Below are 25,845 nucleotides of genomic sequence, written 5' to 3' on the forward strand. Positions count from 1 at the left end.
CCTATACCTTAAGATTCAAACTTTCATCGACATCCACCCAAAGAGCAATCGACTTTTCAATACCGACCTGCATTGACTGTCCATCACCCATTCTTCGGGTTTTGACACCCAGAATTCGTAGTATTCTTTCACAGGCAACAGTGGTTACCAGGACGTAGGACTTAATCGCCTTTAATGACGCAAAGTCGTAGAATGATTTCACTAGTTTTGCGGTATTCTCGCTCACCATCCCTGGATTTCTTGTATCATGATCCTTACATACGCCGAACCGACTAATTTCCCAAACATCAGGGTCTTGAGGAAGGCGCTCTCCCCGCAGCAGCTGAGGGAACACAGTACCCAGCATATAGGGCCCTTTGGTAGGCAGGGCTCGCCAGCATCCCACAACCTTCTTTTGATTGTCCGTAAGTGCAATATGGCTGACCTCAAGCGCATCGAACTCGTCTTTCTCCAGGCCATTCTCCGAGTTAACCTCCCAACCGAGTCGATGAGAGAATATTTCACTTCGGAGCCTGTAAACATCGTTAATCAAACTGGTTCCTACGCGGGCTTCGTCAGCTTCGATAAAATGAATATTGTCCATCTTCAATTTTCCTTACCTTTGTCAGTGAGTATGTGACAAAAGGTAAAGGGACCCTCGCGTAATAATTAGCTGTGACATCTGACACATAATCCGCGTGCGGCGCCACACCTGCCTATTAATAGGTATGGAACATTCTACAGGGGTCAACATTGAATAGATTCAGCTATAATGACGTTGTGGATGAATGTGTTGTTTCACAATGACTCAGACCTAACAGAGGAGAACTTTTGTCGATCGGTCCGCCCGCAAATAGACAGGCAGAGAACCGATTCAACCCTTCGAACAACCAAGCACGCTCTAAGCGGAACCAAAATAACGTACGGCCGGAACAGCATGCTTTAATTCCGATCTATGTTAAATAGATACAACCCGTTCGTATTAATCAGAAAAGAACCCTAGAAAACTTTATTCTAACGCCTCTTTTCAGAACGCTACTACCGGTCATCTGCCACCCCTCCAACCCCGGAAAATTACCGCGACTGATGGCATCGTCCTCTACTCCATCCGACTCGCCTGAAAGAACCATGCAGTAATGTACAACTTCATCAATCAGATCTAAATTCATCAAGTCCTTTATCATCTCGGCACTTCCGACGAGAGACAACGTTGGAAGCTGAAGTAGATTCTGATAACGGAGAACCTGTATAAAATCCTCAATACTATTAATTCGATAAACAGGCGGTTCTCCGTTAGCAATATTCTTTTCAGGCACAAAGGGTGCATCCTTCTCACCACCTTCGACAGCAATGGCATGGGTTCTACTAACCGTGTCCCGAATATTTAGATTTACCCCAACATCCTCTTCGAAGCCATTTATTGACAAACTGGATCCGTTTAGGTGAGACATGGTTATTCCCGTTACCCAGGGCCTATTCTTTGTCAATAAAGTATAGGGGCCGTGATATATTTGATTGCCTATTTGGTCAACGGGATGTTCAACTATCTTGACACTTGTGGCATTGGCAAAGCGTTTGTCATTAATCTTCTTCCACCACTGCTCCGCGATCTTTGGAATATGAAGCTCCCATATATTGGCCTTCTCCAATGCCTCCAACAATTCCTTTTCATCGACAAATAGCTCATAGGGAGGACTCGACAAGTACACCGCTTCAGCACCGCGTGCCCGACTGATTGACTCGAACAACGTATTGCTCGGGTACCCAGCCATGGTGGAACCGGACGTCACATTACTTCCTTTTACAATAAGCCATGCCACGCCAGCGTGATACGAGGTGTTAATCGCCTTGTCTATTGCCAGACTCAAAGCGGCGGGAGGTCGGGCTGCATCTTCTGCGCGGTCGGTCTCTTTGTTCATACTGAGTCATACCTATATTGCGGGGAGCCCGGCGGGAGGCACCGCCAATTCGGGTGCCACTATCTGGGAGGAAGGAATCAACTGCCATAGGGCGAGACGCGAAGACCTGCTCCATGCTTCTACTCCTCCTCATAGGCGTCCACACGGGTAAAAGTGAACTCTTGCCTACGGTCCTCCGATCATCATTAACAGAAGCATAGCGGGCCATCTTCCCCGACGACACTGTCACATTCCACAGGGTGCTCTGTGCTCGCTGGTTTTGACGAGTTCGGCCTCTGTTTTCTGAACAGAAAGCCGAACAATGACTGACGTCAAATTATTCGTGAAGATCCGGGTTCGCCGCCGCTTCACGTATGATTTTTGCGAGCTTTCGCGCCGCCGGACCCGCCGACTCCGTATCGGCAAAGGCAAGATACAGCGCCACACGACGCTCCGCGCCCTGCTTCAGGGGCAGAGGTTTTAGTTCGCCTTTTTCCAGTTCGCTCTTGATGGCTTCCTTGGGAAACCAGGCATAACCCATTCCCATGGACGCGGCGCGAATGGAGGTTTCCCTGTGGCTTACGGTCCAGCGTGACTCTGATATTTCCATCGCCGCCGGCGTGACGCGGCGAGTGCCGCTGTCGCGAAACATCAGCTGACGGTGTTCCCGAAGGTCTTCCATACACAGCTCTCGCTCAAGCTGGTGCAGGGGATGAGACGGAGCCGCGACTGCCACCAATGCCAGATGCATCAAGTAATCACCAACACAACCGGTCGGAACCTGAGCACAAATCGCGAAGTCAACCTGCCTTTGCTCCAACAGCTCCTCCGTCCCCCCGAGCACCGACTCGTGCAACTCAATGCGAGGTTCGGGTGACTGTTGAGCGAACTGCTCAAGGCATCCAAGCAACAACTTGGGGGGGAAGATCATTTCCACCGCCAGGCTGACCTGTGACTCCCATCCAGCGGCCAACGAAGTGGCCTTCTCTTCAAGTTGGGAGGCCTGGCGCAGCAAGAACTGGCCTTGCCGGAAGAGCACTTGGCCCGCGGTCGTCAACTCTGCTTTCCGGCCCACCAAGTTGAAAACCTTTATTCCCAGTATTTCCTCAATCTTGCTTACGGCATAACTGAGTGTCGATTGGGACTTGTTCAATTGAGCAGATGCCCGCGAGTAGCTTCCACCCTCCACAACTGAAATGAGCGCCTGCCAGTGCTCGAGTGATATTTTTGGTCTCATAAAATTGTTCCATTTGGTCATTCGGGAATACAGAAAACGGACCCAACCGAAGATCCATGACTGATGAATTGCGCGATCCTATTTCCAGGTAGTCGACGGTGCCCAGGGCCGGGTGAGCTTAGTACTCCCCACTGGGCATTCGATGACCTGAGCAGGGGGCCGATTCGGCCGCCCTGTTCATCGACGACTCAATGTTGCGTGCGCTTCAATCAGCTTGCCTTTCGAAGCGGTGCATTGTCGCCCAGATCGACAGTAACATCGTACTCTCTCACCCAGGTTCCAAATTCAACCAAACGTTCCAGCACCGCGCGAGCACTCCAGGGGCCGCCTACCGAATAGGCACCCTGGGGAGCATCGAGCATTTTTTGAATATGGCTTCTGGGAATCAGCTTCAACACCGGTGAGTCCGGGGTAAGGATGGACTTGACCCGTTCACGTAGAGCGAGCTCGTACCCTTGGTCCTGAGTTGAAGGGTACGGGCTCTTCTTCCGATCCAGCACGGAGTCAGGAACCAACCCGCGCATGGCCTCGCGTAACAAGCTTTTCTCACGTCCGTCGTAGCTCTTCATTGCCCAGGGCGTGTTGAAGACGTACTCAACCAGCCGGTGGTCGGTGAAGGGAACCCTGATTTCCAGGCCGGCGGCGCCGCTGATACGATCTGAACGATCAAGAAGGAAGTTCTCCCACCGGGTCAGGTTCAAGTAGTTAATCTGGCGCATGCGTGTCTCCGCATCAGATTCCCCCTCCAGCCGGGGCATCTCCTCTACCGCCTCCTGATAGCGGCTCTCGATATAGCTGCCCAGATTCAGTGAGTCCCACAGGCCGAGTGACTGAAGCGCCCCAATTCCGCCAGCCTTCTCAAACGGGTGATGCCAGGGGAACGAATCCAGCGCGACGGCTTCAGGGTCGTGGAACCATGTGTAGCCACCGAAAAGCTCGTCAGAACCCTCTCCGGATAACGCCACCGTCACCTGGTCCTTCACTGATTTACACAATAGGTAAAGCGAATACTCCATGTCCCCCGTTGATATGGGCAAGTCCTGAGCCTTCAGCGTGGCTCTGCGTGTCTTAGAATCCATGATGTCGTCATTGTTCAGCATGACGTTGATGTGCTCAGCGTTGACCTGCTTGGCCACCTCAACCGCAAAGGGCGTATCGGGATCTTCCCACTGTACGTTCGAAGAGAACTGCTCCTCATAGCCGTCAAAGTCGATTGAGAAAGCCAGGAATGGATCGGTAGCGCCCTTTTCTTTCAGTGCGTTCGCGGCAAGAACGGTAATAGCGCTTGAGTCCAGACCTCCCGATAGCAGAGTCCCCAACGGCACATCCGCCACTACCTGATGGTCGACAATATCAACCATTAGATCGCGAATATTGCCGATGGTATTGGGTAGATCATCGGTGTGCTCTTTCGCTTCTAGGGACCAGTAACGGTGTTCACTCGTACCGGTACGACCGCAGCGCAGAATGGTGCCGGGTTTTAGCTCAAACATGCCCTGAAATATGGCGTGGCCGGGCGTTTTCACAATGCTGAAAATTTCCTGAAGGCCCTCAACATCCACTACGGCTTCCACATCAGGGTGGGCCAGTATGGCCTTGGGCTCGGAGGCAAACAGGATCTCGTCGTCCAGCGGATAGTAATAGAGAGGCTTAACACCCATCCGGTCTCGAACAAGAAGAAGCTCTTGAAGCTTGACATCCCAGATGGCGAAGGCGTAGATGCCATTGAGGCGCTCGGCGAAACTATCTCCCCACGCCAAATAAGCGGTCAGAACCACTTCTGTATCACTCTTGGTATTGAAGCTGTAGCCCAGCTCCATGAGTTCGTCCCGTAGCTCTCGATAGTTATACACCTCTCCAGTATAAGAGATTACAGCCCTCGGCCCGCTGGCATCGCTGACTGTCATCGGTTGGGCACCCCCTTCCAAGTCGATCACCGACAAGCGGCGGTGACCCAGGGCGATGTGATCGTCCAACCAAACTCCCTCCGCGTCAGGACCTCTGCTGGTTAAGGTGTCTGTCATGGCCTGGGCGATTTTGTGCTGGTTGCTCAGGTTTCTTGCAAAACTCATCCATCCGGTCATTCCACACATAGCACTTATTTCCTCTTCTCACATTGTTTCGTTAATGGTTCTTTAAGCCACTGCGTTAAGTGACGATCTTTGGGTTTTTCCGGTTGCAGCCTCGGCTTCACTGCGCTGTTCGCGGTCTCCGATAAAGGGCGGCCTGGCACCGTGCAACCAGTCGAGTACCGAATGCAGGTCACCGGGCGTCATGGAGGCGAAGGTAGCGTTTCGATTAACTGCCAAGTCTCCAGAGGCGTGATATATCTGCGCCCCCATGTACCTTGCGGCATGCACTACATCGGCGGTTCTGTCCTTCCGGATCAAGTTGTAGCGAGTCAAGGCGGCCGCCACACTATCGGCCGCCGCCTCCTTCAAAAGCTCGCCGAGAAGCACGGCATCTTCCAGTGCCATGCAGGCACCCTGTGCCGCATACTGGAGCATTGGGTGGGCGGCATCCCCAAGCAAGGCCACCCGCCCATCAGTCCAGCATTCGATTGGGTCTCGATCACAAAGGACCCACTCTTTCCAGCCTTCACCAAGATTGATCAGGCGCTTGGCCTGGCGATCCAGTCCGCCAAACAACTCCTTGACGGAGTCGGCGCAAGCCGGCTTCCCTACCACGGGTTTGGTCGCTTGATTGTCCACCGTGGCCGCAAGGTTCATGTACTTTCCGCTGGCGATGGGGTAGTGAACGAAGTGCCACTTGGGCCCGGCCCAAAGAGTGACTGCATTCCATCGAAGGTCTTCGGGGACCTTTTCCATCGGTACAATGGATCGGTAAATGGTGTGACCGGATACCTTCGGATCACCGTCGCCCACGAGTTGCCTTCGAATGGAAGAGCGAATACCGTCTGCTCCCAGCACCGCGTCCGCACGGATGTTTTCCCCTCCTTCGAGATTTACCTGCGCATACGTCGCACCCTGGCTGTATCCCACGACGGAACATGACGTTACGAGCTTAATGGCGGAATTGGCTTGGCAAGCGTCCAGGAGCGAGTGGTATAGGTCGGTCCGGTGAACCACCATGTAGGGGTTCCCAAATACAGCCTCGTACTCCTTCCCTAGCGCCAGTTGCGTGATGGTCGACCCCGACGGGCCGTCCATTAAGCGCAATTCATCAACGGGAACCGCCAGTTCCTTGACCCGCGAACCAACCCCCAGATGATCCAGCGCATGAAAGGCGTTAGGCGCCAACTGAATTCCCGCGCCAATTTCGGTAAACTCCCGATTTCGCTCCAGTACGATTGCCTCATGACCCGCATTAGCGCAGGCAATCGCGGCTGCGAGGCCACCTATGCCTCCGCCTGCTATCAGAATTTCCATACATTTATCCTCAATTCTATGTGCTCACGCCACGCTGTTTAGGGCAGCCCTATCGCTCGGCTGGGACTCCAGTACATGCGCGAGAATGCTTTCGAAAATTCGAACCCCATCGAGTGTTAAGATCGATTCAGGATGAAACTGCACGCTGTAAAAACCTGGCCCTCGAATAGCATGTACCTCGTCGGATGACGCATCTCGCGCGACCTCTGCAGTTAGCCGCCCACCTGGCAGCAAAAACTGGTTCTTGGATAGCCGGGCGGCGAATGTGTTGTAAAAACCAACGGTCTCGGTACGCTCAAACAACGAGATGGGTTTTTGCACGCCCTGATTGGGATCCTTGCGTCGGACGACATCGAGTCCAAGAATGAGTGACAATACTTGATGACTTAGGCAGACCGCCGCGAAGGGCTGACCGGTTTTCAGAAAGCGCCTGATAGTAGAGTGAAGGCGCGCCACCTTTGGGTCAGCTAGATCCGAGGGATCCCCGGGACCAGGTCCCATTAGAACGAGATCATGTTCACGGTTTATCGGGAGGCTCTCATCAAATTTTCGTACCTCGACCTTACACCCCAATGATGTCAGCTGGTGTTTGATCATCGCCGAGAAAGTATCTTCAGCGTCAATTACCAGCACTTTTTTTCCGGAAAACTTGGCGTTCTCGGAAGCCCTGCTGGCTCGTTCCGATAACCAAAATGGGGCAATGGAGTTGTTTCTCTCGTTTAGAAGCTCGACAACTTCGGGGCGATTACCAAAGCTCCCGCCTAAGTGAATCCCTATTGCCGACAGAACGCCAGCTGCCTTCGCTCTTGTCTCTTCGGCCTCGGCCAACGGAGTTGATCCACGCACCAAGGTCGCCCCCACCTGTAACCGAAGGCGTCCCTCCCTATTGATGTCGGCCGTGCGAATCAGAATGGACGAGTCCAATGTTCGCTGGCCGTTATCCGTTCCTATAAGTGCAGCCACACCGCTGTAATACCCCCGCCCGGCAGGCTCGTACGCACGGATCACTCTTGCGGCACTTTCTATGGGACTGCCCGTCACCGAAGGGGCAAACATCGTTTCTCTCAGTATTTCGAGAGGTCCGACCGACGAAGTGCCCTTGATGTAGTACTCTGTATGGGCAACATGCGCCATTTCCTTTAGGCATGGCCCTTCTACCACGCCACCGGATTCGCAAATTCGCCCCATCATCTTAAGCTCTTCATCAAGCACCATATAGAGCTCTTCAGCCTCCTTTCTATCTCCCAGAAAGCTCAAGACTTCTGACAACTTCGCCCCCGAAGCGGGGTACCGGTAGGTTCCGCTAATCGGGTTCATAACCGCCACGCCCTGGTTGAGCGTAATATGACGCTCCGGAGTTGCACCCACCAGAACTCTATCACCGGTATAAGCGATGAACGTCCAGTAGGAGCCCGAAGACTTAGCCACCAGATTCTTGAAGATCGCCAAGGCGCCTGCAACTGAGTAGTCTTGGAAGTTACCGGTAAAGGACCGTTGAATAACAAAACTCGCGCCTTTTCCTTCACCGATCTCCTTTCGAAGGATCTCACTCACTGTTTTGGCGTAATCGTCATCTCCCATATCGAACTTAGCATTGGAAAGCGGCATATCTATGCCGGGAATTGCCGCCAACACATCAGCTTTTGACATGCAGCTTTGGTGATCAACATCCATTACCAGCAATTCAGAACCGTCATCTTTGGCTTCAAGGCCGCGCTCACCAATTTGTTTATAAGGAATGAGAATAAACTGCTCATGGCGATCCTTTCCGCCTTTGTCATTGGGCTCTGATAGTTCAACACTGGCTAAAGACTCATGCTCGGAGAACTTTCCCGTAAGAATATCGACTCTATCCGGTCCCGACACTTCGGGACGGTAAAGCACGGCAAAGTTTGGTGGACATGAACCAAGCAACGACTCTATGGAAGAGGGTCCATCACGATAGTTCGGGTTCATGTTTCATCTCCAGCTGTGTTAGCGTTTGAGCGGCCGTAGTCACGTAAGCACACCGAAGTGAGGCATACTCCAGTGCCATGGCATGATCTTCTTCAGAAAAATCCCCTGTCGCATCAGATACGATGAAAGGCTCGATATCGTGAGAGAATGCATCCAAGGCGGTCGCCAATACTCCAACATGGGCATAAACACCACAGATTATTAATTGATCGCGTCCGGCTTCCCGCATCCTGTTCAGCAAGTCTGTTTTAACAAATGCGCTATATCGCCACTTGGTTATCATCCAGTCACCTGATTTCGGCGCGAGCGATGGAGTAACCTCTCGTTCCTCGGGTGCGGTGGTCATGCCAGATCCCCAGAAATCTTTCAACAATCCACGCTGTTCACTCGTCATGCTTCCCGGCTGTGCAGTGTAGGCAACCGGTATTTCCGCAATTGAGCAGGCGTCTCTCAACCGAGCCGCGTTCTTTACCATATCCACAAGGGGAGCGGTGTTTCTTGGAAAGGGCCGAAGGAAATAGTTCTGCATATCGTGTATAAGCAGCACGGCACGATCGGGATCCACGTTCCACTTAGCGATATTGGTTGTGACGTTCCCAGGCACGGGGTACGGTGCAATTGAAGGTATTTTCGACATAAAGGTGGCTCTCCTTAGAAAGTTGTTGATGATATTCATCGGTATAAGCAAGTCACGCCAAACAGCCGTACTACCCATTGCCGTCATTATCATGGCGTCGCCGCGCTCATGCGCTTTCGTCAAAAATTGTCGACCTAAAGCATTCGCACTCCAGGCCGGCCATCGACGATAAGTCATAAGCCCACCAAGCTTTTATGCTTTGCTACTTGGTTTCAGTAGGCTAAACAAGCCGGCTTCTTTGAGATAGCTGCTATATTCGACAGGGTCTTTAAATTCTTGCGGGTTGCAGACGACCCCAATTTCCTTCAATGCGATAAAATCGTTCAATTTGAGAGAGCAGAAGTGGCAGATAACTCTTCTTTACTGGAGCCGATATCAGGAAATTTTCGAACCTACGGGCGACGGACAGGAAGGGTCATACATGGATGTATCGTCTTTGGAGCATGCAGCCTACTAACAAAGTGCTGCGCATAATTCCGCATATCTGCACTGCAAGGCGTTGACGTTACTAACGCAATGATTGGAAATTTATAGGTAGGGTTGACAGGTTTCTGGAGGTACGTCCATAATAACTCTTTCGTAGATTTTGTATTCTATGATTTAGTTATGGACGCGGAGTCGAGCACCGCTTGGGGTTTCAGCTGCTTTGCCCGTACTCTTCTGGTTAAAACTAGTTTGAGTTACTTATGGAAGTTTCCGGATTGCGTGGCCTTGTTTCGGACCTTGAACGCTCCCAAACAAAGGAAGATTTAGAGTCAGTTTGTGGTGATTTTTGTCGACTGGTTAACACCCCTTGGTATTTAATGGGGGTCATCTCTCTCCGTTCCCTTAGTACGACACCGAATATAAATATCCTGACTAATTACCCCGATCAGTGGATGAAGCTGTACACGGAAAAGAGCCGGCAGCGAACTGATCCCGTCGTATCGTATATTATCGCAAAGAATGCACCTATCTACTGGAGTCATCTTATGACTCTGGACCAGTTCAAAACCGCCGAACAGCAATTACTCATGCAGCAGGCAACCCAGCACGGCTTGGTTAATGGACTGAGTGTTCCTATCCACTCGGTATCTGGAGACATTGCTGTCCTTAGCCTTGCTATAGATACTGAAGGAGAGGAAGGAATTAAGTTGCTGGATAACGCACTGCCCTACGCGAATATGTTCGCCATGCATTTGTTTGAGCGCTATATTCTCGTTCTGGAAGATGAATATTTAGTCGAGAAGAAAGTAACGCTTTCGGAACGTCAGAGGCAGTGCCTATTCTGGGCGTGCCAGGGAAAAACCACATGGGAAATCGCAATGATTTTGGAAATAAAGGAGAGAACCGTAGAGTTTCATTTAAACAATGCCACTCAAAAGCTAGGCGCAGCAAATCGTCAGCATGCAGTATCTATTGCTTCAAAAAAGGGGCTAATTGAAATTAGCTTATGAGGTTTCTCCGACAGCATTACTGCACCCTAACTCCGAAGTTTTATCCGTTATTGCACTAGAGGACCGGCATACTCACATTCCAATACCCGCTATTTAATTTCCCTCCCGCCGCAGAATCCCCTTGGACTCATGCTACCTGTTTGATTCAACAGGCTGAACTATGACTGGGTGCGTGCCATGATGACGCCTCAGGGCATGAGCGTTAATAACCTTCGCTTTCGCCTGGTGCGAGGCCTGAAGGCAAATGCTGCAGGTCTCACCGAGTATCATTTAATCGAGCGAGGAAAATTCTGTGGCAAATCGAAGAACGGTAGAAAATATCAATGTGAGCGCGTGCCGCCCCATTATACCTCCGGAGGAGGCACACCGTAGAGTTCCCATGACCAACGATCTGGCTGAGTTTATCGACCAGTCCCGAAAATCGATTGTCGATATACTGAATGGAGATGATCACCGGATTGTTCTCATTGTTGGCCCCTGCTCCATTCACGATCCAGAAATGGCAATGGACTACGCAAACCGATTGGCTAAGCTGGCCCAAGAAGTACAGAAAACGATACTCGTTGTTATGCGAGTTTACTTTGAGAAGCCTAGGTCCACTACCGGATGGAAAGGTCTAATTAATGACCCCAATCTCGACGGAACCTTTGAGGTAGAAGAGGGATTGTACACGGCGCGAGCACTTCTTAGACAAATTACCAGAATAGGACTTCCGATAGCAACCGAGGCACTTGACCCTATTGTTCCTCAGTATATTCAGGACTTCGTTTCCTGGACCGCCATCGGCGCTCGCACCACCGAGTCGCAAACGCACAGGGAAATGGCAAGCGGCTTGTCCTCTCCTGTAGGCTTCAAGAATGGTACTGACGGTAACCTGGACGTGGCTATTAACGCCATAAAGTCCGCCGCCTCTCCCCACTCGTTTTTGGGCGTGGATGAATTTGGTCGAGCCTCAGTGGTACAAACCAAGGGAAACGAAAATTCTCATATTGTACTGCGTGGCGGAAAAAGCCCAAATTATGATCCGGCTAGCGTTCGTGAGTGCGAGTTGCAGCTAGCCAGAAGCGGTCTCCGGCCTAGTATTATGATTGATTGTAGTCATGGAAATTCAAAAAAAGACCACAAAAACCAGCCTACCGTAGCAGCCGATATAGTGAGACAGATTATCGAGGGCAATCGCTCAATCAAGGGCTTGATGATCGAAAGCAGTCTTCATTCTGGCAACCAACCATTCTCCTGCGGCCAAACACACCTACTTTACGGCGTTTCGATCACCGATAAATGTATAGACTTCTCCACCACCGAGAACTTGGTTTTCGGTATCCATGAAGCACTAGAAAGGACTAGGGTCGAGAGCCGTTCCACAGCGGCGGCCCTCGCCTGAAGAGGCGTTTTAAAACCCGGAGCGGAAAGGTCGCTCCGGCTTTTTGGAGCCAGGTAGTTATTGGTAAAACCGTCTTCGTAGCCGCATCCGGTAGCCTCGCCAACCCTCTCCAGCCAATAGAGAAGCACTGTTTCACTAAGCGTGACAATAGCCATTAACCCGACACTGGTCATGGCCGGGTTAATGGGTCGAACCAAGTAAGGTTAGTCGTTACGCAGTAACCTCATCAACCGCCAACATTTCCTTCAAACGATTTTTTGCCTGGGTAATTATGCTCTCTTTATTCGCTCCCTGGTCCAACGCCAAGCCTTCGGCGCGCACAAAATGGACATCCTGTATTCCTATAAACCCCATTATTTTCTCGATATAGGGACCGACTAAGTCTTCTCCAGTCGCATGATACACGCCACCCGAAGCATTTATAACATACACCGTCTTATCGTCCAGAAGGCCAACCGGGCCAGTTTCCGTGTACTTGAAGGTTACCCCCGCTCTAGCGATAAAATCAAGGTAGCTCTTAAGCTGAGAGGGTATAAAAAAGTTATAGGTTGGCACACCTAGAATGATGGTGTCGGCAGCTTTCACCTCGTCGATTAGCTCATTGGAGGTCTCAACCAGGGCCTTTCCTTCAGCATCAAGGGCCTCAGAAGTGTTCGAGAACGCGGCAAGCGTTTCGCCAGTCAAATGCGGTAACCCGCCCGTTTCCCTGATGGTAATTTTTGCGCCTCGGTGCTGGCTCAGCAAGTCTGCAGCATAGTCGCTTAACGATTTACTGACGGAGTGCTCTCCTAGAATACTGCTATTGATTTGTAGAACGTTTTTCATCGAATTCTCCTAAAAGTTTGCTGCTGATCCCAGCGTCGGTACTTCTGTCACATAAAGGCTTGAACTAACTGGCTAGCACATGACCGCATGCCTCAGGAGCCCCTAGTCGCACTTTCTTTCAGCTATGATCGACTGTCCAACTAGCGCAGGCTCACCGCTTTACATTGCCAAATGCACTCATGCCCCCGGCGTGCCTTCTCAGTCGTTTAATCTACCTTTCTCCCAATAATCTTCAACTGTGGCATCCCACAGGTTCCAATTTACGAATTCATGGATACGCGCGTGCCAGGATTCGGCGATCGTCTCCCCCAGGGCACTTAAAGCCCTATCAGAGCGGCGGGGGCTTGCGGCTGAAACTTATGGGCACGACCTGCTGAAACGGTCTCGGTCATGGGTAGACGCAAAGGCATGCTCAGGTCCCAACGGAACCAACCCATGGACTTGCACCGCCAAGACGGCTGCGAAGCGGGCTGACGATCCAACGCCCCTTTTCTAAGTGGCCCATGCTGCTCGATTCTGTCGTCTACCGATTTAACGATCAAACGCCAAGTGTCGCCCCGCCATCGACGGTCAAGGTTTCCATTGTGATGTGGCGAGCCTGATCCGATAACAAAAACATGACTGCATCGGCCACGTAGGACGGCCGGGCCACACGCCCCAAGGGGATTCCCACCCGGTAACGTTCCTGTGAGCCCTGTATGGACGATGTTGTGTTGCCGGCGCCAGTTAACGAGCTCAGCATGGGGGTTTCGGTTGAGCCCGGAGAAACGATATTGCACCGTATGCCGTGCTTAGCCAGCTCCAAACCCAAACATTTGGTCAACGCAATAACAGCAGCCTTTGAAGCCGCATAGGCGCCCATCTCCAGGCGCGCCGTTGACGCGGCGTTAGACGCCACGGTAACCAGTGCGCCTTTCCCTCCACGCGCCAACATACGACGACTAACGGCACGCGATACCCAGAAAACGCCCGAGGTGTTGACGCGCATAGTGGTTTCCCAGTCGTCGTCGGCCATATCGGTGATTTGGCCTGTACGGAGGATTCCCGCAGCGTTGACCAAGTAATAGATAGGGCCAAGCGCATGCTCAACATCGTTCACGAAGTTTTCCACACCCTGGCTGGAACCGATGTCAACGATAAATGCGTAAACGCTTAAACCCTGATCACGTAGCTCATTGATCATCGTCTGTAGCGCTTCTGAATTTCGGTCCACGGCCGCGACGATGTGGCCAGCCTCCGCCAACTGCCGGACAATGGATGCACCAATACCACCCGCCGCTCCCGTTACGACAGCGACTTTACCGGTGGATAGGTTGTTTGGCTCTGCGTGAGAGGAATCGAGCGTCCGCGATCTGGCCATGTTGATTACCTCAAGGTTTTTGGATTAGTTGAGGTTATTTAAGAGGGTTTTTGGCCAAGTAAAAAGCTCAAAAAATCTAACGTTTTGTTCGAGAGAGTCGAAACATGTGCTTCGGTTGGCTGGAAGGCAAAGGTGGGGTGGCGGCCGCGGCGATGTAAACGGCAGTCCTGGGCCGGTGGGCGACAAAGAGGAAGGGGCGCACTCGTGACAGGAAGCAGCCTAGCGTACCTCCAACATCAAGTCCCCATCCGGCACGACGTGTTGGATTTGACGCCGTTACGTTGGGCGCAAAAGCGGGAGGCGAGAGCCTCCCGCTTTTGCTATCAGCCCTGGGGCCGCTTAGAACTTGTCATCACTATTGAAGAAGTCCCGGCCAAATAGGCTACCGGAGGATGGCCGATCCGATACCGGTTCGGCCTTGGGCTTGTCCTTATCTTCGGGCTCTACCAAGTGAGTACCTTGGTGCCCGGGTGCCGGCGGAACCGGACGCTCCGGAGCTACCGGCGGCGCTTCGGGGTTGCGATCAACTCCCGCGTCGCTTTCGCTCGCGGACCCCGGGGCAGGCGTGGCCGGCTCGGAGGGTTTGGGTGCGGCCTTGGGAGCCGGCTCTTCCGTGGGAGTGGGCTTCTTGCTCTGAGCCGCCGCGTCGGCGGAAGGGGTGCCGCTAGCCCGCTTGCTGGCCGGTGCCTTCTTGGCGGGCGTTCTTTTGGCGGCGGTTTTCTTCTTGGCCGTAGCCTTACTCGCAGCCTTCTTCGCCGACGCTTTCTTGGCCGTGGTTTTCTTAGCACCAGCTTTTTTCGCTGCGGCCTTTGTGGTCGCGGCTTTTTTCGCGGTTGTCTTCTTAGCCGTGGCCTTTTTTGCGGTGGCTTTTTTCGCTGTGGCCTTCTTCGCCGTAGTCTTCTTGGCAGCCGCTTTCTTCGAGGCGGTCTTCTTACTTGCCCCGGTGCTCTTGGTGGATGCCTTTTTACGGGTGGCCCGCTTACTGGCGGCCTTCTTCTTTAGCTTTTTCTCAATTGCCTTGGTGGTCTTCTTGATTTCGCGAGCCAACTGATCTGCTTGCTTCTTGTCGGCCTTAGCGGCGGCGTGTACCTCCTTGGCTTCGTTTAGCGTCGTCTGAGCACTATCAACTATTTTTTGCTGAGCGGCGACCGCTTCAGTGGCCTTACTCAGACGCTGGCGGGAAGCGGCGGTTTTGGATTTCACTTTGCCCGCGGCGACCTTCTTGTTTCTAAGCGTTTTCAGCTTACGCTTGGCCGTGTCCAAGGCTTTTTTTGCCTTGGCGACATCTTTCTCGGCCTGGGTGAGTTTCTTGGCGCGAGCCTGGTCCAGCTGCCCCTGGACTTTTTCGACCTGCTTCTCTAGGTCGGTCACGCTGACGGTAGCTTTTTTCTTGGCGGCCATAGTGAGATTCCTGTGCAGTTGGAGAGTGAACGATTACCAGCGGAAACACCTGAGGTTATTGTAGTATCGTCTGGCAAAAATGTGTATGGCAGCACAGTAATTTACGCGCGTTTGGCAAAAAATTCGAGGGTTTGACGCCGTTTGCGGAACCTTAAGCCGCATTTGTGGACCAACTGGGTCCCAAACGGGGGATTCCCACCGCAAAAAGGGCCCATTTCGCCGCTCACTTGGGTTACCATGGAGCGCCTGAAATAGAAGGCCTGCGACTTGGGCAGACTGATAAACCACTATAAAAGAAGGTGCAACGCATGAAACGCAATGTACGAATACTCGCTGGACTACTCGGCGCTACCGCCCTTATGGTCGGCTGCAGCCAGTCCGAGCCAGAACAGGAATCCGTTAAGCTGGAAACCCTGGAAGAGAAGGTCAACTACGTTTTCGGCACCAATTTGGCCGAAAACCTCGAGCAAGGTGGCGTGACCATCAAGCCGGAAGCCTTTGCCCAGGCGCTGCGCGACAAGCGTGACGGGAATGAGCCGAAGCTGAGCGAAGAAGAAATGCGCGAGGTGATGCAGCAGTTCCAAGAGCAGGAAATGGCGCGCCGCGAGAAGGAGCAGGAAGCCGAAGCTGAAGCGAACGAGAAGGAAGCCGAGGCATTCTTTGCAGAGAACGCGGAGAAAGAAGGCGTCCAGGAAACCGAAAGCGGCCTGCAGTACAAGGTGCTTGAAGAGGGCGAAGGCGCTAAGCCCAGCGCGGATGACACGGTGACCGTGCACTACCGCGGACGCCTGCTCGACGGCACTGAATTTGATAGCTCCTACGACCGCGACCAGCCCGCCACTTTCGCTCTGAACAGCGTTATTTCCGGCTGGACCGAGGGGCTTCAGTTGATGCCGGTAGGCTCTAAGTACGAACTGTACGTTCCCGCCGACCTGGCCTATGGCCCCGGTGGTAATGGCCCAATTCCGCCCAATTCCGCTCTGATTTTTGAAGTCGAGCTGCTGGAGATTGAAGAGGGCGACACCTCGGGTGACCAGGCGCCCCAGTCGGATAGCGACGACGAATAAACGTCTTGCTAACCGAAACAAAAAAAAGCCGCTCATCGGAGCGGCTTTTTTTTGGCTAGTGATCTGATCCGTTTTCCTCAATATGTGAGCTCGTGCACAAATCCGTCGGAGCTGAGTGCGCGATAGAGGTCCGGGTTATCGGTAAACGCCAAGTCCACCACGGACACCGACACCGGATGGAACGCCTTGCGCTTGGGCAATCGCCAACTGAAGGCCAACCGACGTTCCTCCAGGTCCCACAAATCAATCCGCCCGGTAGGCTGCCCTGTTAAGAGCCAGGTGCCCTCATCGCTGAAGCGGGCACTGGTGATCTGCGCTCCCCGACGAACATGCTCCTCATCGAGAGGCAGTTCCCACACCATGTCGCCGTTGGGCTGCCAGAGCTTCGCACGCTCGTACCGGCCCGAGGAAAGCAGAAGGTCGCCACCGGGCGCCATGGCAACCAGTTCGATGGGGGATTCATGCTGCTGATGCGCGAGAGGCTCACCGGTGCGAGCATTCCACAGCGTGGCGGTACCCGCATCCGACCCGGTCAGCGCCCGCTCCCCGTCCTCACTCAAGGCGACGGCGCCCACTCGGTCACTGTGGGCCAGGTTGCGCACAATGCCGCCGCGCCGCACGTTGTACAGCGACGCTCGGTGATCGGCCAATCCGAGCAGTGCCCGTTCACCTGCGGGGCCCAACTGGCTGGCGAGAATCTCCGCCGGGCTGCTCCAATACTGCTGCGCTTGACCGGTCTCACGGCTCCACAATACGAGGGTACGTTCATCGGTGGTGAGCGCATAGTCATTCTGCGGGGAGAAGCTGGCGGTGGTTAGCAGCGTATAAGTGTCCGCCTTATGGTTCCAGCCGTAAAGGCGCTCTCGAGAGTCGAGCCGCCAGAGGCTTCCCCCCTGGTAACCGGAGCCGACGACGGCCCACTCGCCATCCCAGGAGAGGGCACCGGTCTGGACGCTTCTGGCCGCCACCTCAAGACTGGCACTGGGCTCTGCGCCTCGATCACACCCGGAAAGGGCCCCCAGCGTAAACACCAAAGCCGCAAGGCTCGGGGGAAGCCGAAGTGCTCTGGGGACAAGAGTATATGAATGACCCATGAAGGCTGTGCCTCACTCACGCAAAGCGGCGATCGGGTCGCCGCGCTATCAGGCCACCAGGTCCTTGTGTGCGGTATGGAGCACCGCAATCATCCGGTCCTCGGCGGTAAAGCGGGTTTCCAGGGTTTCCCCCAGGAAGGACAAGTCCCGGTCCAACGTTTCCAGGTCGTCGGTTTCCAGGTACTTATCATTGAAATCGAGCACTTCCTGAGTGGTCTGATCGACAATTGCGAACAACTTGCTGGCTTCCTTGAGCGCCTCTTCATCCTCGAACTCACGACCTTCCTTAATCAGTTGGTCATACACTTCAAAATGGCCGGCAGAGACGTAATCCACCAGAATTTCACACAAATGCCGTAGCTTGCCACCGCGGACTTCCTCGTCGGCCTTCGGTGCCTTAAGCGCACTAAGCTCGCAAAAACTCACCAGCATTTTGCGTCGTTCTTCAAGCCAGCGGTCGATAATGGTGCTGACGCCGCCCCAGCGCTCTTTTGCATCTTTACAGTTATCTAACATACCAAGTCCTTACAACACAGAAAATTAATCACTCAGCACCATTAGCGCCGACGCAGCACTTGCCAGAGGTTCAGCAGTGCCAACCCAATAAAACCGATCAGTGTCCAGCCCGGGATGCTGATGCCGAACAACTCCCAGGCCACTTCCGCGCAGTTGCCGTCTCCGGTCAACATTACCCGCAAGGCATCCATCAGAGGAAAGGTATCGAGCATGTATTCTACCCCGGGGCCACAGGCGGGAACCTCATCCGCGGGAAGGCTTTGCAACCACAGCTGGCGACTGGAAACCGCAGCACCGGCCACGGCGGATAACAGCCCCAGGGTACCGTAAACGGCTCGGCCAAACCGCCCGGGGTGGTGTAAAAATGCCAGCAGCGCCCAAAAACCGACAAGAATCACGAAAATACGCTGACTAACGCACAGCGGACAGGGTTCCAAACCTATAGCGTGCTCCATATACAGCGCCACAGCCATCATGACCAAGACGGCAAGCACAATCAAAAGGTTGGTGAAACGAACGGTCAATGGCATAGTCTGCTCTCTTATGGCTGTTAGACTACAATGGTACGCAAAAACGCACCGGCTGCGCTACCGCCTAGTGCACACGGCTGGAGCGATTCACGGCGTGCTTGGAGCGGTCAACGGCCCGTCTGTAGCGATTAACGGCGCGCCAGTAGCGATTAATGACCGGTAGCGATTAACGGCCAGAGCGATTAACGGATAGCCCCTATGTTAAAAATCCAGTATTTCACGCGTAGCTATGCCTTTACCCGCTTTGGCTGGCCCGCCCTCGCGCTCGCTTTCCTCACCCTCGGTTTGGCCTTCAGTGCGATGGCCCAGGAAGAAGAGGGAGCGGAAGGTCAGATTTACGTCCCCCTCAGCCAGCCGCTGGTGGTGAACTACGGCGGCCCCGGTCGGCTGAAGTACCTCCGGGCCGAAATCTCCGTTCGGGTGGAAGACGGCTCCGATGCGGCGATTATCCGCCACCACATGCCGCTGATCCGCCACAAAATGGTCATGCTGTTCAGCCGCCAAGGCGAGGAAACGGTGAATACCCAAGCGGGGCGCGAACAGCTTCGGCAAATGGCGCTTAGTGAAACCAATGAAGCCCTGGCTCAGGAAGAGGGGCGCGAGGGCATCGTCACCGATTTGGTGTTTCGCAACTTTGTTGTCCAGCGCTAGGCAGTGTTGTCCAGCGCTAGACAACATGGCTCAGCGCTAGCGCGTCGACTCGGCACAGCCACAGTCTTCGTACTGGGTGTAGTAGGCTGCCAGGTATTCCTCAAAGCTACCGGTGTCGGCCGCCTCCACCGCTTTCTGATCCTCCAGGGACTGAGCCGCCATCTGCACGAACCGCGCTTGTGTTTCGGGCTCCAGCGGCCGCTTCAGGAACTGCTCCCGATGGCGCTCTGCAATCGACATCCCGTGGCGGAAAAAGGTCAATTTCTCGCGCCGCATTTCCTCAAGCACTCGCGCCGAGGGCGTCAGGTCTGGATCGGCCAGTTTACTCTCCTGCGCATCCACCGCTCGGCGGAAGTGGCCGTCGCCGTCGGCCTGGTCCAGCAGGCCCGCACAAGCGCGCATATCCACCAACAAGGCCTGCGCCCACTCGGCCATCCCCACTTCCCCTTCTCCCCGGCGCAGGGTCAGGCCGGGCTCTCGCCCGCGATAGACAATGCGGGCCTGATTGTCCTGAATGTTGCGGTATTCTTGATTGTGGGTTTGGGGGCTGGGGGCCAGCAGGCAGTAGAGTAGAAACGCATCCAGGAAGTGAATCTGCTCGGCGCTGATCCCCAGCGGCTCGTAGGGATTGAGGTCCACACAGCGCACTTCCACATACTCCACGCCGCGCAAGCGAAGTGCCTGTAACGCCGTTTCACCACGACGAGTAGTGCGCTTGGGGCGAACGCTGCTATAGAACTCGTTTTCGATCTGCAGCAGGCTGGTGTTGAGCTGCTGATAGCGACCGTCCGCATCGGTCAGGCCAATCGCCTGATAATCCGCATGGGGCTGGGTGATGGCTCCGCACAGCGTGGTCAGGTAGGTGGACAGGTCGTTATAACAAACAATCATCCGTTGCTGGGCATCGCTTTGGTACCCAAGATCCCCCATACGCAAAGAGGTGGCATAAGGGGCGTATAGGGTGTGTTCATCGCCGTGGAAGGGCTGCAGCTTGTGTTTGCGGCCACGGACAAAGGAGCGGCAGACCGCCGGCGCCGCACCGAAGAGATATATCAACAGCCAGGAGTAGCGCCGGAAGTTGCGAATCAGGTCAAAATACCGCTCGGTTTTGAAGTCCTGCAGGCACTGGGTGTCCCCCTCCTGGGACTGCAGTTCGCGCCAGAATGCCTCGGGGAGGGAAAAGTTGTAGTGCACTCCGGCAATGGTCTGCATGATTTTGCCGTAGCGGTAAGCCAGGCCCCAGCGGTAAACGGTTTTCATTTTGCCACTGTTGGAGCGACCGTACTGAGCCACCGGAATCCCCTCTTCCCCTTTGAGTGCGCAGGGCATGCTAGTGGGCCAGAGCAGGTTGTCTTTGAGCACGCTGTAAGTGTAGCGGTGGATGTCATCCAGCTGTCCCAACAGCGCGGAAACACTGGTGAAAGGCTCGGTGATGAACTCCAGCAGGGCTTCGCTGTAGTCGGTCGTAATATGCGGGTGCGTCAGCGCCGAACCGAGCCCGCTCGGATGTTCGTCCTGAGCCAGCTCGCCGCTGGTGGTCACTCTCAGGCTCTCTTTCTCCACGCCCCGGCGAATGCCCCGCAAGGTCGGGTTGGCGTCAGCTGAGAAGTGGCTCAGCAGGGCGTGGAGGCGGTTGGGATGGGACAAGGGACGCTCCTTAACAAATCAGCCTTGCAGCGGCGCTCCCGGCACGGGCCCGCCTGTCAGTCTTGTTCATTGGGGGCGGGCTCACCCGGCTCCCGTTCGGTCGCCGGGGGTTTGCGCTTGGGCCGAGGCTCGGGCATATCATCCTGGGCCAGCGTGGGCAGGCCTTTCTCGTCCGCTTCACAGGGGAGCACTCGAATGCGTTGCTCAAAGTCCCGGGCGCTGATTTCCACCATCTGGTTAACCGCTTCGTCCTTGTGGGGGGTTTTGTACAAAGCGCCGCGGTCGCGGCCATCCAGCCAGTCTTTCTGCTTCCCCAGGAAATACCCCTCCTGGTTGCGCAGTATGTAAAGCTCACTCATCGATCACCTTGCTGTGGTCACTCAAACTTCGGTCGACGTCGTGCGGGCGGAGGCGGCCCCGCCGAAACCGGAATTGTTCAGGGTTACGCGAGCGAGTGCAAGGGGTTTTTGAGCAGAGGCCCAAATCGGTGACCGTAATTTACACCGCTCCGGTGGTGGACCCCCGCACGATCAGGGTGTGCTCGAGAATGTCGCACTTTTGAAAGTTGCCTCCCACGGGGCCGTCCATTTTGACCGCCTCAATCAGCAAATCCACCGACTGGCAGGACAGGGCATCAATAGGCTGGCGAATCGTGGTCAGCGGCGGCCAGACGGAGGTGGCGAGGCTGGTGTCGTCAAAACCCGCCACGGCAACATCCTCCGGCACGCGCAGGCCACGTCGGTGCAGCACGGCAATCACGGCGCTGGCCATGTCGTCATTGCTGGCAAGAATGGCCGTGACCGGGGCCCCGGAATCCAGGATTTTTTCGCACGCGATCATGCCATCGTCAAACTCGAACCGCCCCTCGGCGACCAGATCAGGGTTAACCTCCAGCCCGTGCTTGGCCATGGCTTCGCGAAAGCCTTCAAAGCGTGTCAGGGCAACGCCCTGACGAGTGTCCCCCTTGATAAAGCCGATCTGCCGATGGCCGCAGGCAATTAAGTGCTCGGTGATCTCAAAGGTGGCTAGAGAGTCGTTGATCGATACATAGGGAGAACGGGATAGCGCCAGCCCCGGCCCCAGCCGAACATAACAAATGCCGGCGTCATCCAGAGCATCCAGCAGGGGCAGGTATTCACACAGAGGAGGCGGGATGATCATGCCGTCGAGCCGGTAGCGCTCGGTCAGCTCCGCCACGACCGACGCCACATCCGGCTCGCCGTAGTCACAGGACTCCAACACCAGATGATAGCCCAATTCATTGCAGCGCTTGAGCACCCCGATGAGGTACTGGCTGATGTAGTTACCGAGCGCATTGTCGTAGAAGAACCCCATCACATAGGACTGGGTGCCGGAGAGGCTGCGGGCGGAGATGTTGAGGCGGTAATTAAGCGCGCCGACAGCCTCCATCACCCTTTCCCGCGTGGCGGCCGCTACCCGCTCGTTGTTCAACACCCTGGAAACCGTCATGAGGGACACGCCAGCGCGCTCGGCGACGTCTCTCATAGTAACCTTAGTCGATTTTCCTGCTCGTCGTTTCCTACTCATCCTGTGTCCATCGTCTCACTCGGTCTTGCATTCCCATGCCCATTCCCACTTCTTGGGCACTGTTTAAGCTACACACTTTACGGAACGCACTTGGTTTTAGAATAACATGGAAATCGACGCGACGAATTAGCCCGCCGCGCTCTCGGCCTCCTTTAAATTTCCCTCACCCGCTTTTCACGCCCCGTTCCTCCCTGATCTCACGGCTAGGCGAGACCACATCCCCTGAAATCCACTCAGAAAGGAAACGTTTTCACGCCAAACTCCTCTTCTGCCCGTTTTTCATAACCTCAGCCCGAAGGATTCATATTTCTTATAACCAGGGGGCCACCTTTCGCTACCCGCCCGGCCATAAGCCCTTAAAACCCTTTATAAATCAGATGGTTGCATAATTTAACCCAGCAAACCCGCCGGCACCAAAGGGAGGCTTTGCCCTGTCGCTTCTTGGCGGATAAAGAAAATACTTGCATCACCACTGGAGGCCACGGCATACTATTTTCAAGTGTAGAGCGCCTGTTTTGCGTCTGCAAATGAAAACGTTTCGATTTTGTGAAGGGCTCAATTCCGGTAGCCACTGGTGTTCTGTAAAAATGTCCATTAAAGACGTCGCCAAAATCGCCGGGGTCTCCATCTCGACCGTCTCGCGCTGCCTGAACAGCCCCGAGAACGTGAAGGATAAAACCCTGGCCGCCGTCCAGTCCGCCATTGAGCAGACCGGCTATGCCCCCAATGCGCTCGCGCGCAACTTCCGCCGGGGCAAAACCGGGCTGGTAATGGTGGTGCTGCAATCGGTGGGGCTGCCATTCTGGGAAGGCGTTATGCGGGGCATTAATGGCGTGGCTCGGGAAGAAGGCTACTCGATTCTGATTCGGGAAACCGCCAGTAGCCTGCCGGAGCTGGATGACTACCTGAAAATGGTGATGTCCAAAGAGGCAGACGGCATCATTATTCTCGCCAGCCCTTCGCCCTTCTCAAGTGCCAGCGCCTATTCCACCCAGGACCGGCGCACCCCCATTGTGCTCGGCTGTGAAAACGTCACGGATGAGCTGGCCCACATTCCCAGTGTGCGGGTGGATAACCGCCAGGCCGCCAACGAAGCCACACGCTACTTACTTCAACTGGGGCACGAACGCATTGGATTTATTACCGGCTCGCGCGGTTCTCTGCTGACCCGGGACCGAGAGCGGGGCTACTGGGATGCCATGAAGACCAGCCCCCTCGGCCAGCACCGCGACTGGGTAGTGAACGGCGACCAGAGCATTGAAGGCGCTCGGCGCGCCACGCGCAAACTGCTCAGCCTCGCGGAACGCCCCAGCGCCATTTTTTGTGCCAACGACGAAATGGCCATGGCCTGTATTTATGAGATTAAGCGCAGCGGCTTAAGCGTCCCGGAGGATGTCTCCGTGCTCGGCTTCGATGACATTCGCTACGCCGCCATCATGGACCCGCCGCTGACCACGGTGGTGCAGCCCACCGAGGAAATCGGCGAGCGCACCATGCGCCGGCTACTTAATGCCATTGAAGGCCGTGACATCGGAGAGGCGCCGGAGATTGTCGAGCACCGGCTGATCGTGCGCGAATCCACGGCGCCACCCCAGAGTGAGACCACCGCCGGGGAGAAGCGCCGGGAATTGCCCGTCTAAAGGCGGGCTGCTATACCATTAGTTGGTCACGTAAACCCTAAGCGGCTCCCGACGCCACAAGGCAACTGAAGCCATAAGGCAACTAAGGGACAACCGAACAGACAACACGCAGATGAGACGAGACACACATATGTACTTTCTAGGCTTAGATATCGGCAGTTCCTCGGTCAAGTTGTCCGTTATTGACGGCGACAGTGGCGAGCGCGTGGCCAATGCCACCTACCCGCCCCAGGAAATGACCATTGACGCTCCCCAGTCCGGCTGGGCCGAACAGGCGCCGGAAGACTGGTGGGAGGCGATTCAAAAGGGCTGCGAACAGATGTGGCAGACCAAGCCGGAGGCCAAAGACAAGATTGGCGCCATCGGCATTTCCTACCAGATGCACGGCTTGGTGGCCCTGGATAAAGACGGCAAGGTGCTGCGCCCCTCCATCATCTGGTGCGATAGCCGCGCGGTCGACACGGGCGAGAAGGCCTTTGCGGAACTGGGCCAGGAATGGTGCATGGAACACCTGCTGAACTCACCCGGTAACTTCACCGCCGCCAAGCTGCGCTGGGTGCAGGAAAATGAACCGGAGCTGTACGACCGGATCGACAAAATCATGCTGCCCGGGGACTATATCGCTTACAAGCTGACCGGCGAGTGCACCACCACCGCCTCCGGTCTGTCCGAAGGCGTATTCTGGGACTTTTCCGAAAACAAGGCCTCCGACAAGTTGCTCAAGCACTGGCACATCGACCCCAGCCTGCTGGCCCGGCAAGTCCCCAACCTGGGCGTGCAGGGCGAAGTGAATGAGCAGGCCGCCCGCGAGCTGGGCATCAACGCCGGTGCCAAGCTAGCCTTCCGCGCCGGTGACCAAGTGGCCAACGCCATGAGCCTGAATGTGCTCGAGCCGGGCGATGTTGCCACCACCGCCGGCACATCCGGGGTGGTTTACGCGGTCACCGACAAAAACATTGCGGACCCGGACCAGCGCATCAACACCTTCCTGCACGTGAACAAGGGCGAGGCCGAGGTTCACCGGGGCCTGCTGGCCTGCATTAATGGCGCCGGGCGCATGAACAGCTGGCTGCGGGGCGTACTGAGCGCCGGTGGCGATGTGTCCTACCCGAAATTGAATGAGCTGGGCGAGTCGGTCGCCCCGGGCAGTGACGGCCTGAACGTCTATCCGTTTGGTAACGGGGCCGAGCGGATCATGCGCAACAAGCTGTTGTCCGCGCAGATGGACGGCCTGGACCTGAACCGCCACAGCGTCAACCATGTGGCGCGCGCCACCCAGGAAGGGGTGGCCTACGCCATGAACCTGGGTTTTGACTTGATCAAAGGCCTGGGGGCGGAAACCCGTGTAGTTCGGGCCGGGCACAGCAACATGTTCTTGAGCCCGATCTTCAGCAGCGCTTTCGTCAACCTGACCGGTGCGCCGCTGGAGCTGTATCAGACGGACAGTGCCGACGGCGTTGCCCGCGCGGCCGCCTGGGGTTGTGACTTCTACACCAACCGCGAGGACGTCTTCCGCACCCTGACCCGCAAAGCGGTGTTGGAGCCGGAGGCCAAGCTGCAAGCCCAGTATCAGGAACTCTACGGCCAGTGGCGTGAAGCCGTCGAGCGGCGCCTCAGCGACGCCCAATAGCAACATCAGAAACCCGGGCC

Annotated in this window: 22 protein-coding genes; 6 read left to right on the top strand and 16 right to left on the bottom strand. The window is 55.1% G+C overall.

The genetic code is table 11. From position 1 onward, the window contains the following. Nucleotide 1: 1 nt before the first annotated feature. From AAE514_RS03070 to AAE514_RS03100, 7 genes are all read right to left on the bottom strand, one after another. A complete protein-coding gene (locus AAE514_RS03070; protein ID WP_347330038.1) occupies nt 2–583 on the bottom strand; it encodes an acyl-homoserine-lactone synthase in 582 nt (193 codons plus the stop codon). A gap of 382 nt (nt 584–965) precedes the next feature. Then, nucleotides 966–1,898 (bottom strand): hypothetical protein, encoded by a 933-nt coding sequence (locus AAE514_RS03075; protein ID WP_347330039.1) that lies wholly within the window; start codon nt 1,896–1,898, stop codon nt 966–968. A 316-nt stretch (nt 1,899–2,214) separates the two neighbouring features. Next, complete coding sequence (locus tag AAE514_RS03080; RefSeq protein ID WP_347330040.1) at nt 2,215–3,114, bottom strand: LysR family transcriptional regulator; 900 nt, start codon at nt 3,112–3,114, stop codon at nt 2,215–2,217. Between the two features lie 209 nt (nt 3,115–3,323). Continuing rightward, nucleotides 3,324–5,207 carry an asparagine synthase (glutamine-hydrolyzing) gene (asnB, locus tag AAE514_RS03085; RefSeq protein ID WP_347330041.1) on the bottom strand — a complete coding sequence of 628 codons (1,884 nt, stop codon included), beginning with the start codon at nt 5,205–5,207 and terminating at the stop codon, nt 3,324–3,326. 42 nt (nt 5,208–5,249) lie between these two features. Next, a complete protein-coding gene (locus AAE514_RS03090) occupies nt 5,250–6,503 on the bottom strand; it encodes an FAD-dependent monooxygenase (protein WP_347330042.1) in 1,254 nt (417 codons plus the stop codon). 24 nt (nt 6,504–6,527) lie between these two features. Further along, nucleotides 6,528–8,459, bottom strand: coding sequence for an anthranilate synthase family protein (locus AAE514_RS03095; protein WP_347330043.1), 1,932 nt, complete (start codon nt 8,457–8,459; stop codon nt 6,528–6,530). After that, nucleotides 8,440–9,273, bottom strand: a complete 834-nt coding sequence (locus tag AAE514_RS03100; RefSeq protein WP_347330044.1) for an isochorismatase family protein — start codon at nt 9,271–9,273, stop codon at nt 8,440–8,442. The genes AAE514_RS03095 and AAE514_RS03100 overlap by 20 nt, the downstream gene beginning before the upstream one ends. A gap of 509 nt (nt 9,274–9,782) precedes the next feature. Between AAE514_RS03100 and AAE514_RS03105 the strand changes: the two genes are divergently transcribed. Both AAE514_RS03105 and AAE514_RS03110 read left to right on the top strand, forming a co-directional pair. Next, the gene (locus tag AAE514_RS03105) at nt 9,783–10,532 is read left to right on the top strand and encodes a helix-turn-helix transcriptional regulator (protein ID WP_347330045.1); all 750 of its coding nucleotides are present in this window, start codon (nt 9,783–9,785) and stop codon (nt 10,530–10,532) included. Between the two features lie 292 nt (nt 10,533–10,824). Next, nucleotides 10,825–11,916, top strand: a complete 1,092-nt coding sequence (locus tag AAE514_RS03110) for a 3-deoxy-7-phosphoheptulonate synthase (RefSeq protein ID WP_347330046.1) — start codon at nt 10,825–10,827, stop codon at nt 11,914–11,916. A gap of 210 nt (nt 11,917–12,126) precedes the next feature. Here the strand turns inward: AAE514_RS03110 and AAE514_RS03115 are convergent, their stop codons facing one another. From AAE514_RS03115 to AAE514_RS03125, 3 genes are all read right to left on the bottom strand, one after another. Continuing rightward, on the bottom strand, nt 12,127–12,741 hold the full coding sequence (locus AAE514_RS03115) for an FMN-dependent NADH-azoreductase (RefSeq protein ID WP_347330047.1): 615 nt from the start codon (nt 12,739–12,741) through the stop codon (nt 12,127–12,129). Nucleotides 12,742–13,279: 538 nt separating this feature from the next. Then, complete coding sequence (locus AAE514_RS03120) at nt 13,280–14,101, bottom strand: 2,3-dihydro-2,3-dihydroxybenzoate dehydrogenase (protein ID WP_347330048.1); 822 nt, start codon at nt 14,099–14,101, stop codon at nt 13,280–13,282. A gap of 339 nt (nt 14,102–14,440) precedes the next feature. Next, nucleotides 14,441–15,502 carry a histidine kinase gene (locus tag AAE514_RS03125; RefSeq protein WP_347330049.1) on the bottom strand — a complete coding sequence of 354 codons (1,062 nt, stop codon included), beginning with the start codon at nt 15,500–15,502 and terminating at the stop codon, nt 14,441–14,443. Between the two features lie 308 nt (nt 15,503–15,810). Between AAE514_RS03125 and bamJ the strand changes: the two genes are divergently transcribed. Then, nucleotides 15,811–16,569, top strand: a complete 759-nt coding sequence (gene bamJ, locus AAE514_RS03130) for a BamJ family beta-barrel-assembly machinery protein (RefSeq protein WP_347330050.1) — start codon at nt 15,811–15,813, stop codon at nt 16,567–16,569. 77 nt (nt 16,570–16,646) lie between these two features. Here bamJ and AAE514_RS03135 read toward each other — a convergent pair whose 3' ends face one another. From AAE514_RS03135 to AAE514_RS03145, 3 genes are read right to left on the bottom strand one after another with little or no spacing between them, the layout of a single operon-like run. After that, a complete protein-coding gene (locus AAE514_RS03135) occupies nt 16,647–17,663 on the bottom strand; it encodes a WD40 repeat domain-containing protein (protein ID WP_347330051.1) in 1,017 nt (338 codons plus the stop codon). A gap of 48 nt (nt 17,664–17,711) precedes the next feature. Further along, entirely contained in the window at nt 17,712–18,179 is a 468-nt protein-coding gene (gene rsd / locus AAE514_RS03140; protein ID WP_347330052.1) for a sigma D regulator, read from the bottom strand. A gap of 41 nt (nt 18,180–18,220) precedes the next feature. Beyond that, nucleotides 18,221–18,709 (bottom strand): disulfide bond formation protein B, encoded by a 489-nt coding sequence (locus AAE514_RS03145; RefSeq protein ID WP_347330053.1) that lies wholly within the window; start codon nt 18,707–18,709, stop codon nt 18,221–18,223. A gap of 198 nt (nt 18,710–18,907) precedes the next feature. Between AAE514_RS03145 and AAE514_RS03150 the strand changes: the two genes are divergently transcribed. Further along, nucleotides 18,908–19,360 carry a flagellar basal body-associated FliL family protein gene (locus AAE514_RS03150; RefSeq protein ID WP_347330054.1) on the top strand — a complete coding sequence of 151 codons (453 nt, stop codon included), beginning with the start codon at nt 18,908–18,910 and terminating at the stop codon, nt 19,358–19,360. Between the two features lie 36 nt (nt 19,361–19,396). Here AAE514_RS03150 and gshA read toward each other — a convergent pair whose 3' ends face one another. The 3 genes from gshA to AAE514_RS03165 all read right to left on the bottom strand — a co-directional run bounded on the left by gshA (nt 19,397) and on the right by AAE514_RS03165 (nt 22,513). Next, entirely contained in the window at nt 19,397–21,007 is a 1,611-nt protein-coding gene (gene gshA, locus AAE514_RS03155) for a glutamate--cysteine ligase (RefSeq protein WP_347330055.1), read from the bottom strand. A gap of 56 nt (nt 21,008–21,063) precedes the next feature. Continuing rightward, entirely contained in the window at nt 21,064–21,366 is a 303-nt protein-coding gene (locus tag AAE514_RS03160) for a hypothetical protein (protein WP_347330056.1), read from the bottom strand. Nucleotides 21,367–21,505: 139 nt separating this feature from the next. Continuing rightward, on the bottom strand, nt 21,506–22,513 hold the full coding sequence (locus tag AAE514_RS03165) for a LacI family DNA-binding transcriptional regulator (protein WP_347330057.1): 1,008 nt from the start codon (nt 22,511–22,513) through the stop codon (nt 21,506–21,508). Between the two features lie 629 nt (nt 22,514–23,142). Between AAE514_RS03165 and AAE514_RS03170 the strand changes: the two genes are divergently transcribed. Further along, nucleotides 23,143–24,195 (top strand): LacI family DNA-binding transcriptional regulator, encoded by a 1,053-nt coding sequence (locus AAE514_RS03170; RefSeq protein ID WP_347330058.1) that lies wholly within the window; start codon nt 23,143–23,145, stop codon nt 24,193–24,195. A gap of 130 nt (nt 24,196–24,325) precedes the next feature. After that, nucleotides 24,326–25,825 carry a xylulokinase gene (locus AAE514_RS03175; RefSeq protein WP_347330059.1) on the top strand — a complete coding sequence of 500 codons (1,500 nt, stop codon included), beginning with the start codon at nt 24,326–24,328 and terminating at the stop codon, nt 25,823–25,825. Nucleotides 25,826–25,845: the final 20 nt, after the last annotated feature.

The organism is Marinimicrobium locisalis, from assembly GCF_039822625.1.
Taxonomy (GTDB): domain Bacteria; phylum Pseudomonadota; class Gammaproteobacteria; order Pseudomonadales; family Cellvibrionaceae; genus Marinimicrobium; species Marinimicrobium locisalis.

Coding starts and splice junctions, on each gene's coding strand:
- AAE514_RS03070 (WP_347330038.1), bottom strand. CDS start 583: ATGGACAATATTCATTTTATCGAAGCTGACGAAGCCCGCGTAGGAACC.
- AAE514_RS03115 (WP_347330047.1), bottom strand. CDS start 12,741: ATGAAAAACGTTCTACAAATCAATAGCAGTATTCTAGGAGAGCACTCC.
- AAE514_RS03075 (WP_347330039.1), bottom strand. CDS start 1,898: ATGAACAAAGAGACCGACCGCGCAGAAGATGCAGCCCGACCTCCCGCC.
- AAE514_RS03090 (WP_347330042.1), bottom strand. CDS start 6,503: ATGGAAATTCTGATAGCAGGCGGAGGCATAGGTGGCCTCGCAGCCGCG.
- AAE514_RS03120 (WP_347330048.1), bottom strand. CDS start 14,101: ATGGCCAGATCGCGGACGCTCGATTCCTCTCACGCAGAGCCAAACAAC.
- AAE514_RS03135 (WP_347330051.1), bottom strand. CDS start 17,663: ATGGGTCATTCATATACTCTTGTCCCCAGAGCACTTCGGCTTCCCCCG.
- AAE514_RS03170 (WP_347330058.1), top strand. CDS start 23,143: ATGTCCATTAAAGACGTCGCCAAAATCGCCGGGGTCTCCATCTCGACC.
- asnB (WP_347330041.1), bottom strand. CDS start 5,207: ATGTGTGGAATGACCGGATGGATGAGTTTTGCAAGAAACCTGAGCAAC.
- AAE514_RS03160 (WP_347330056.1), bottom strand. CDS start 21,366: ATGAGTGAGCTTTACATACTGCGCAACCAGGAGGGGTATTTCCTGGGG.
- AAE514_RS03125 (WP_347330049.1), bottom strand. CDS start 15,502: ATGGCCGCCAAGAAAAAAGCTACCGTCAGCGTGACCGACCTAGAGAAG.
- rsd (WP_347330052.1), bottom strand. CDS start 18,179: ATGTTAGATAACTGTAAAGATGCAAAAGAGCGCTGGGGCGGCGTCAGC.
- AAE514_RS03100 (WP_347330044.1), bottom strand. CDS start 9,273: ATGACTTATCGTCGATGGCCGGCCTGGAGTGCGAATGCTTTAGGTCGA.
- bamJ (WP_347330050.1), top strand. CDS start 15,811: ATGAAACGCAATGTACGAATACTCGCTGGACTACTCGGCGCTACCGCC.
- AAE514_RS03105 (WP_347330045.1), top strand. CDS start 9,783: ATGGAAGTTTCCGGATTGCGTGGCCTTGTTTCGGACCTTGAACGCTCC.
- AAE514_RS03175 (WP_347330059.1), top strand. CDS start 24,326: ATGTACTTTCTAGGCTTAGATATCGGCAGTTCCTCGGTCAAGTTGTCC.
- AAE514_RS03145 (WP_347330053.1), bottom strand. CDS start 18,709: ATGCCATTGACCGTTCGTTTCACCAACCTTTTGATTGTGCTTGCCGTC.
- AAE514_RS03150 (WP_347330054.1), top strand. CDS start 18,908: ATGTTAAAAATCCAGTATTTCACGCGTAGCTATGCCTTTACCCGCTTT.
- AAE514_RS03165 (WP_347330057.1), bottom strand. CDS start 22,513: ATGAGAGACGTCGCCGAGCGCGCTGGCGTGTCCCTCATGACGGTTTCC.
- AAE514_RS03095 (WP_347330043.1), bottom strand. CDS start 8,459: ATGAACCCGAACTATCGTGATGGACCCTCTTCCATAGAGTCGTTGCTT.
- AAE514_RS03080 (WP_347330040.1), bottom strand. CDS start 3,114: ATGAGACCAAAAATATCACTCGAGCACTGGCAGGCGCTCATTTCAGTT.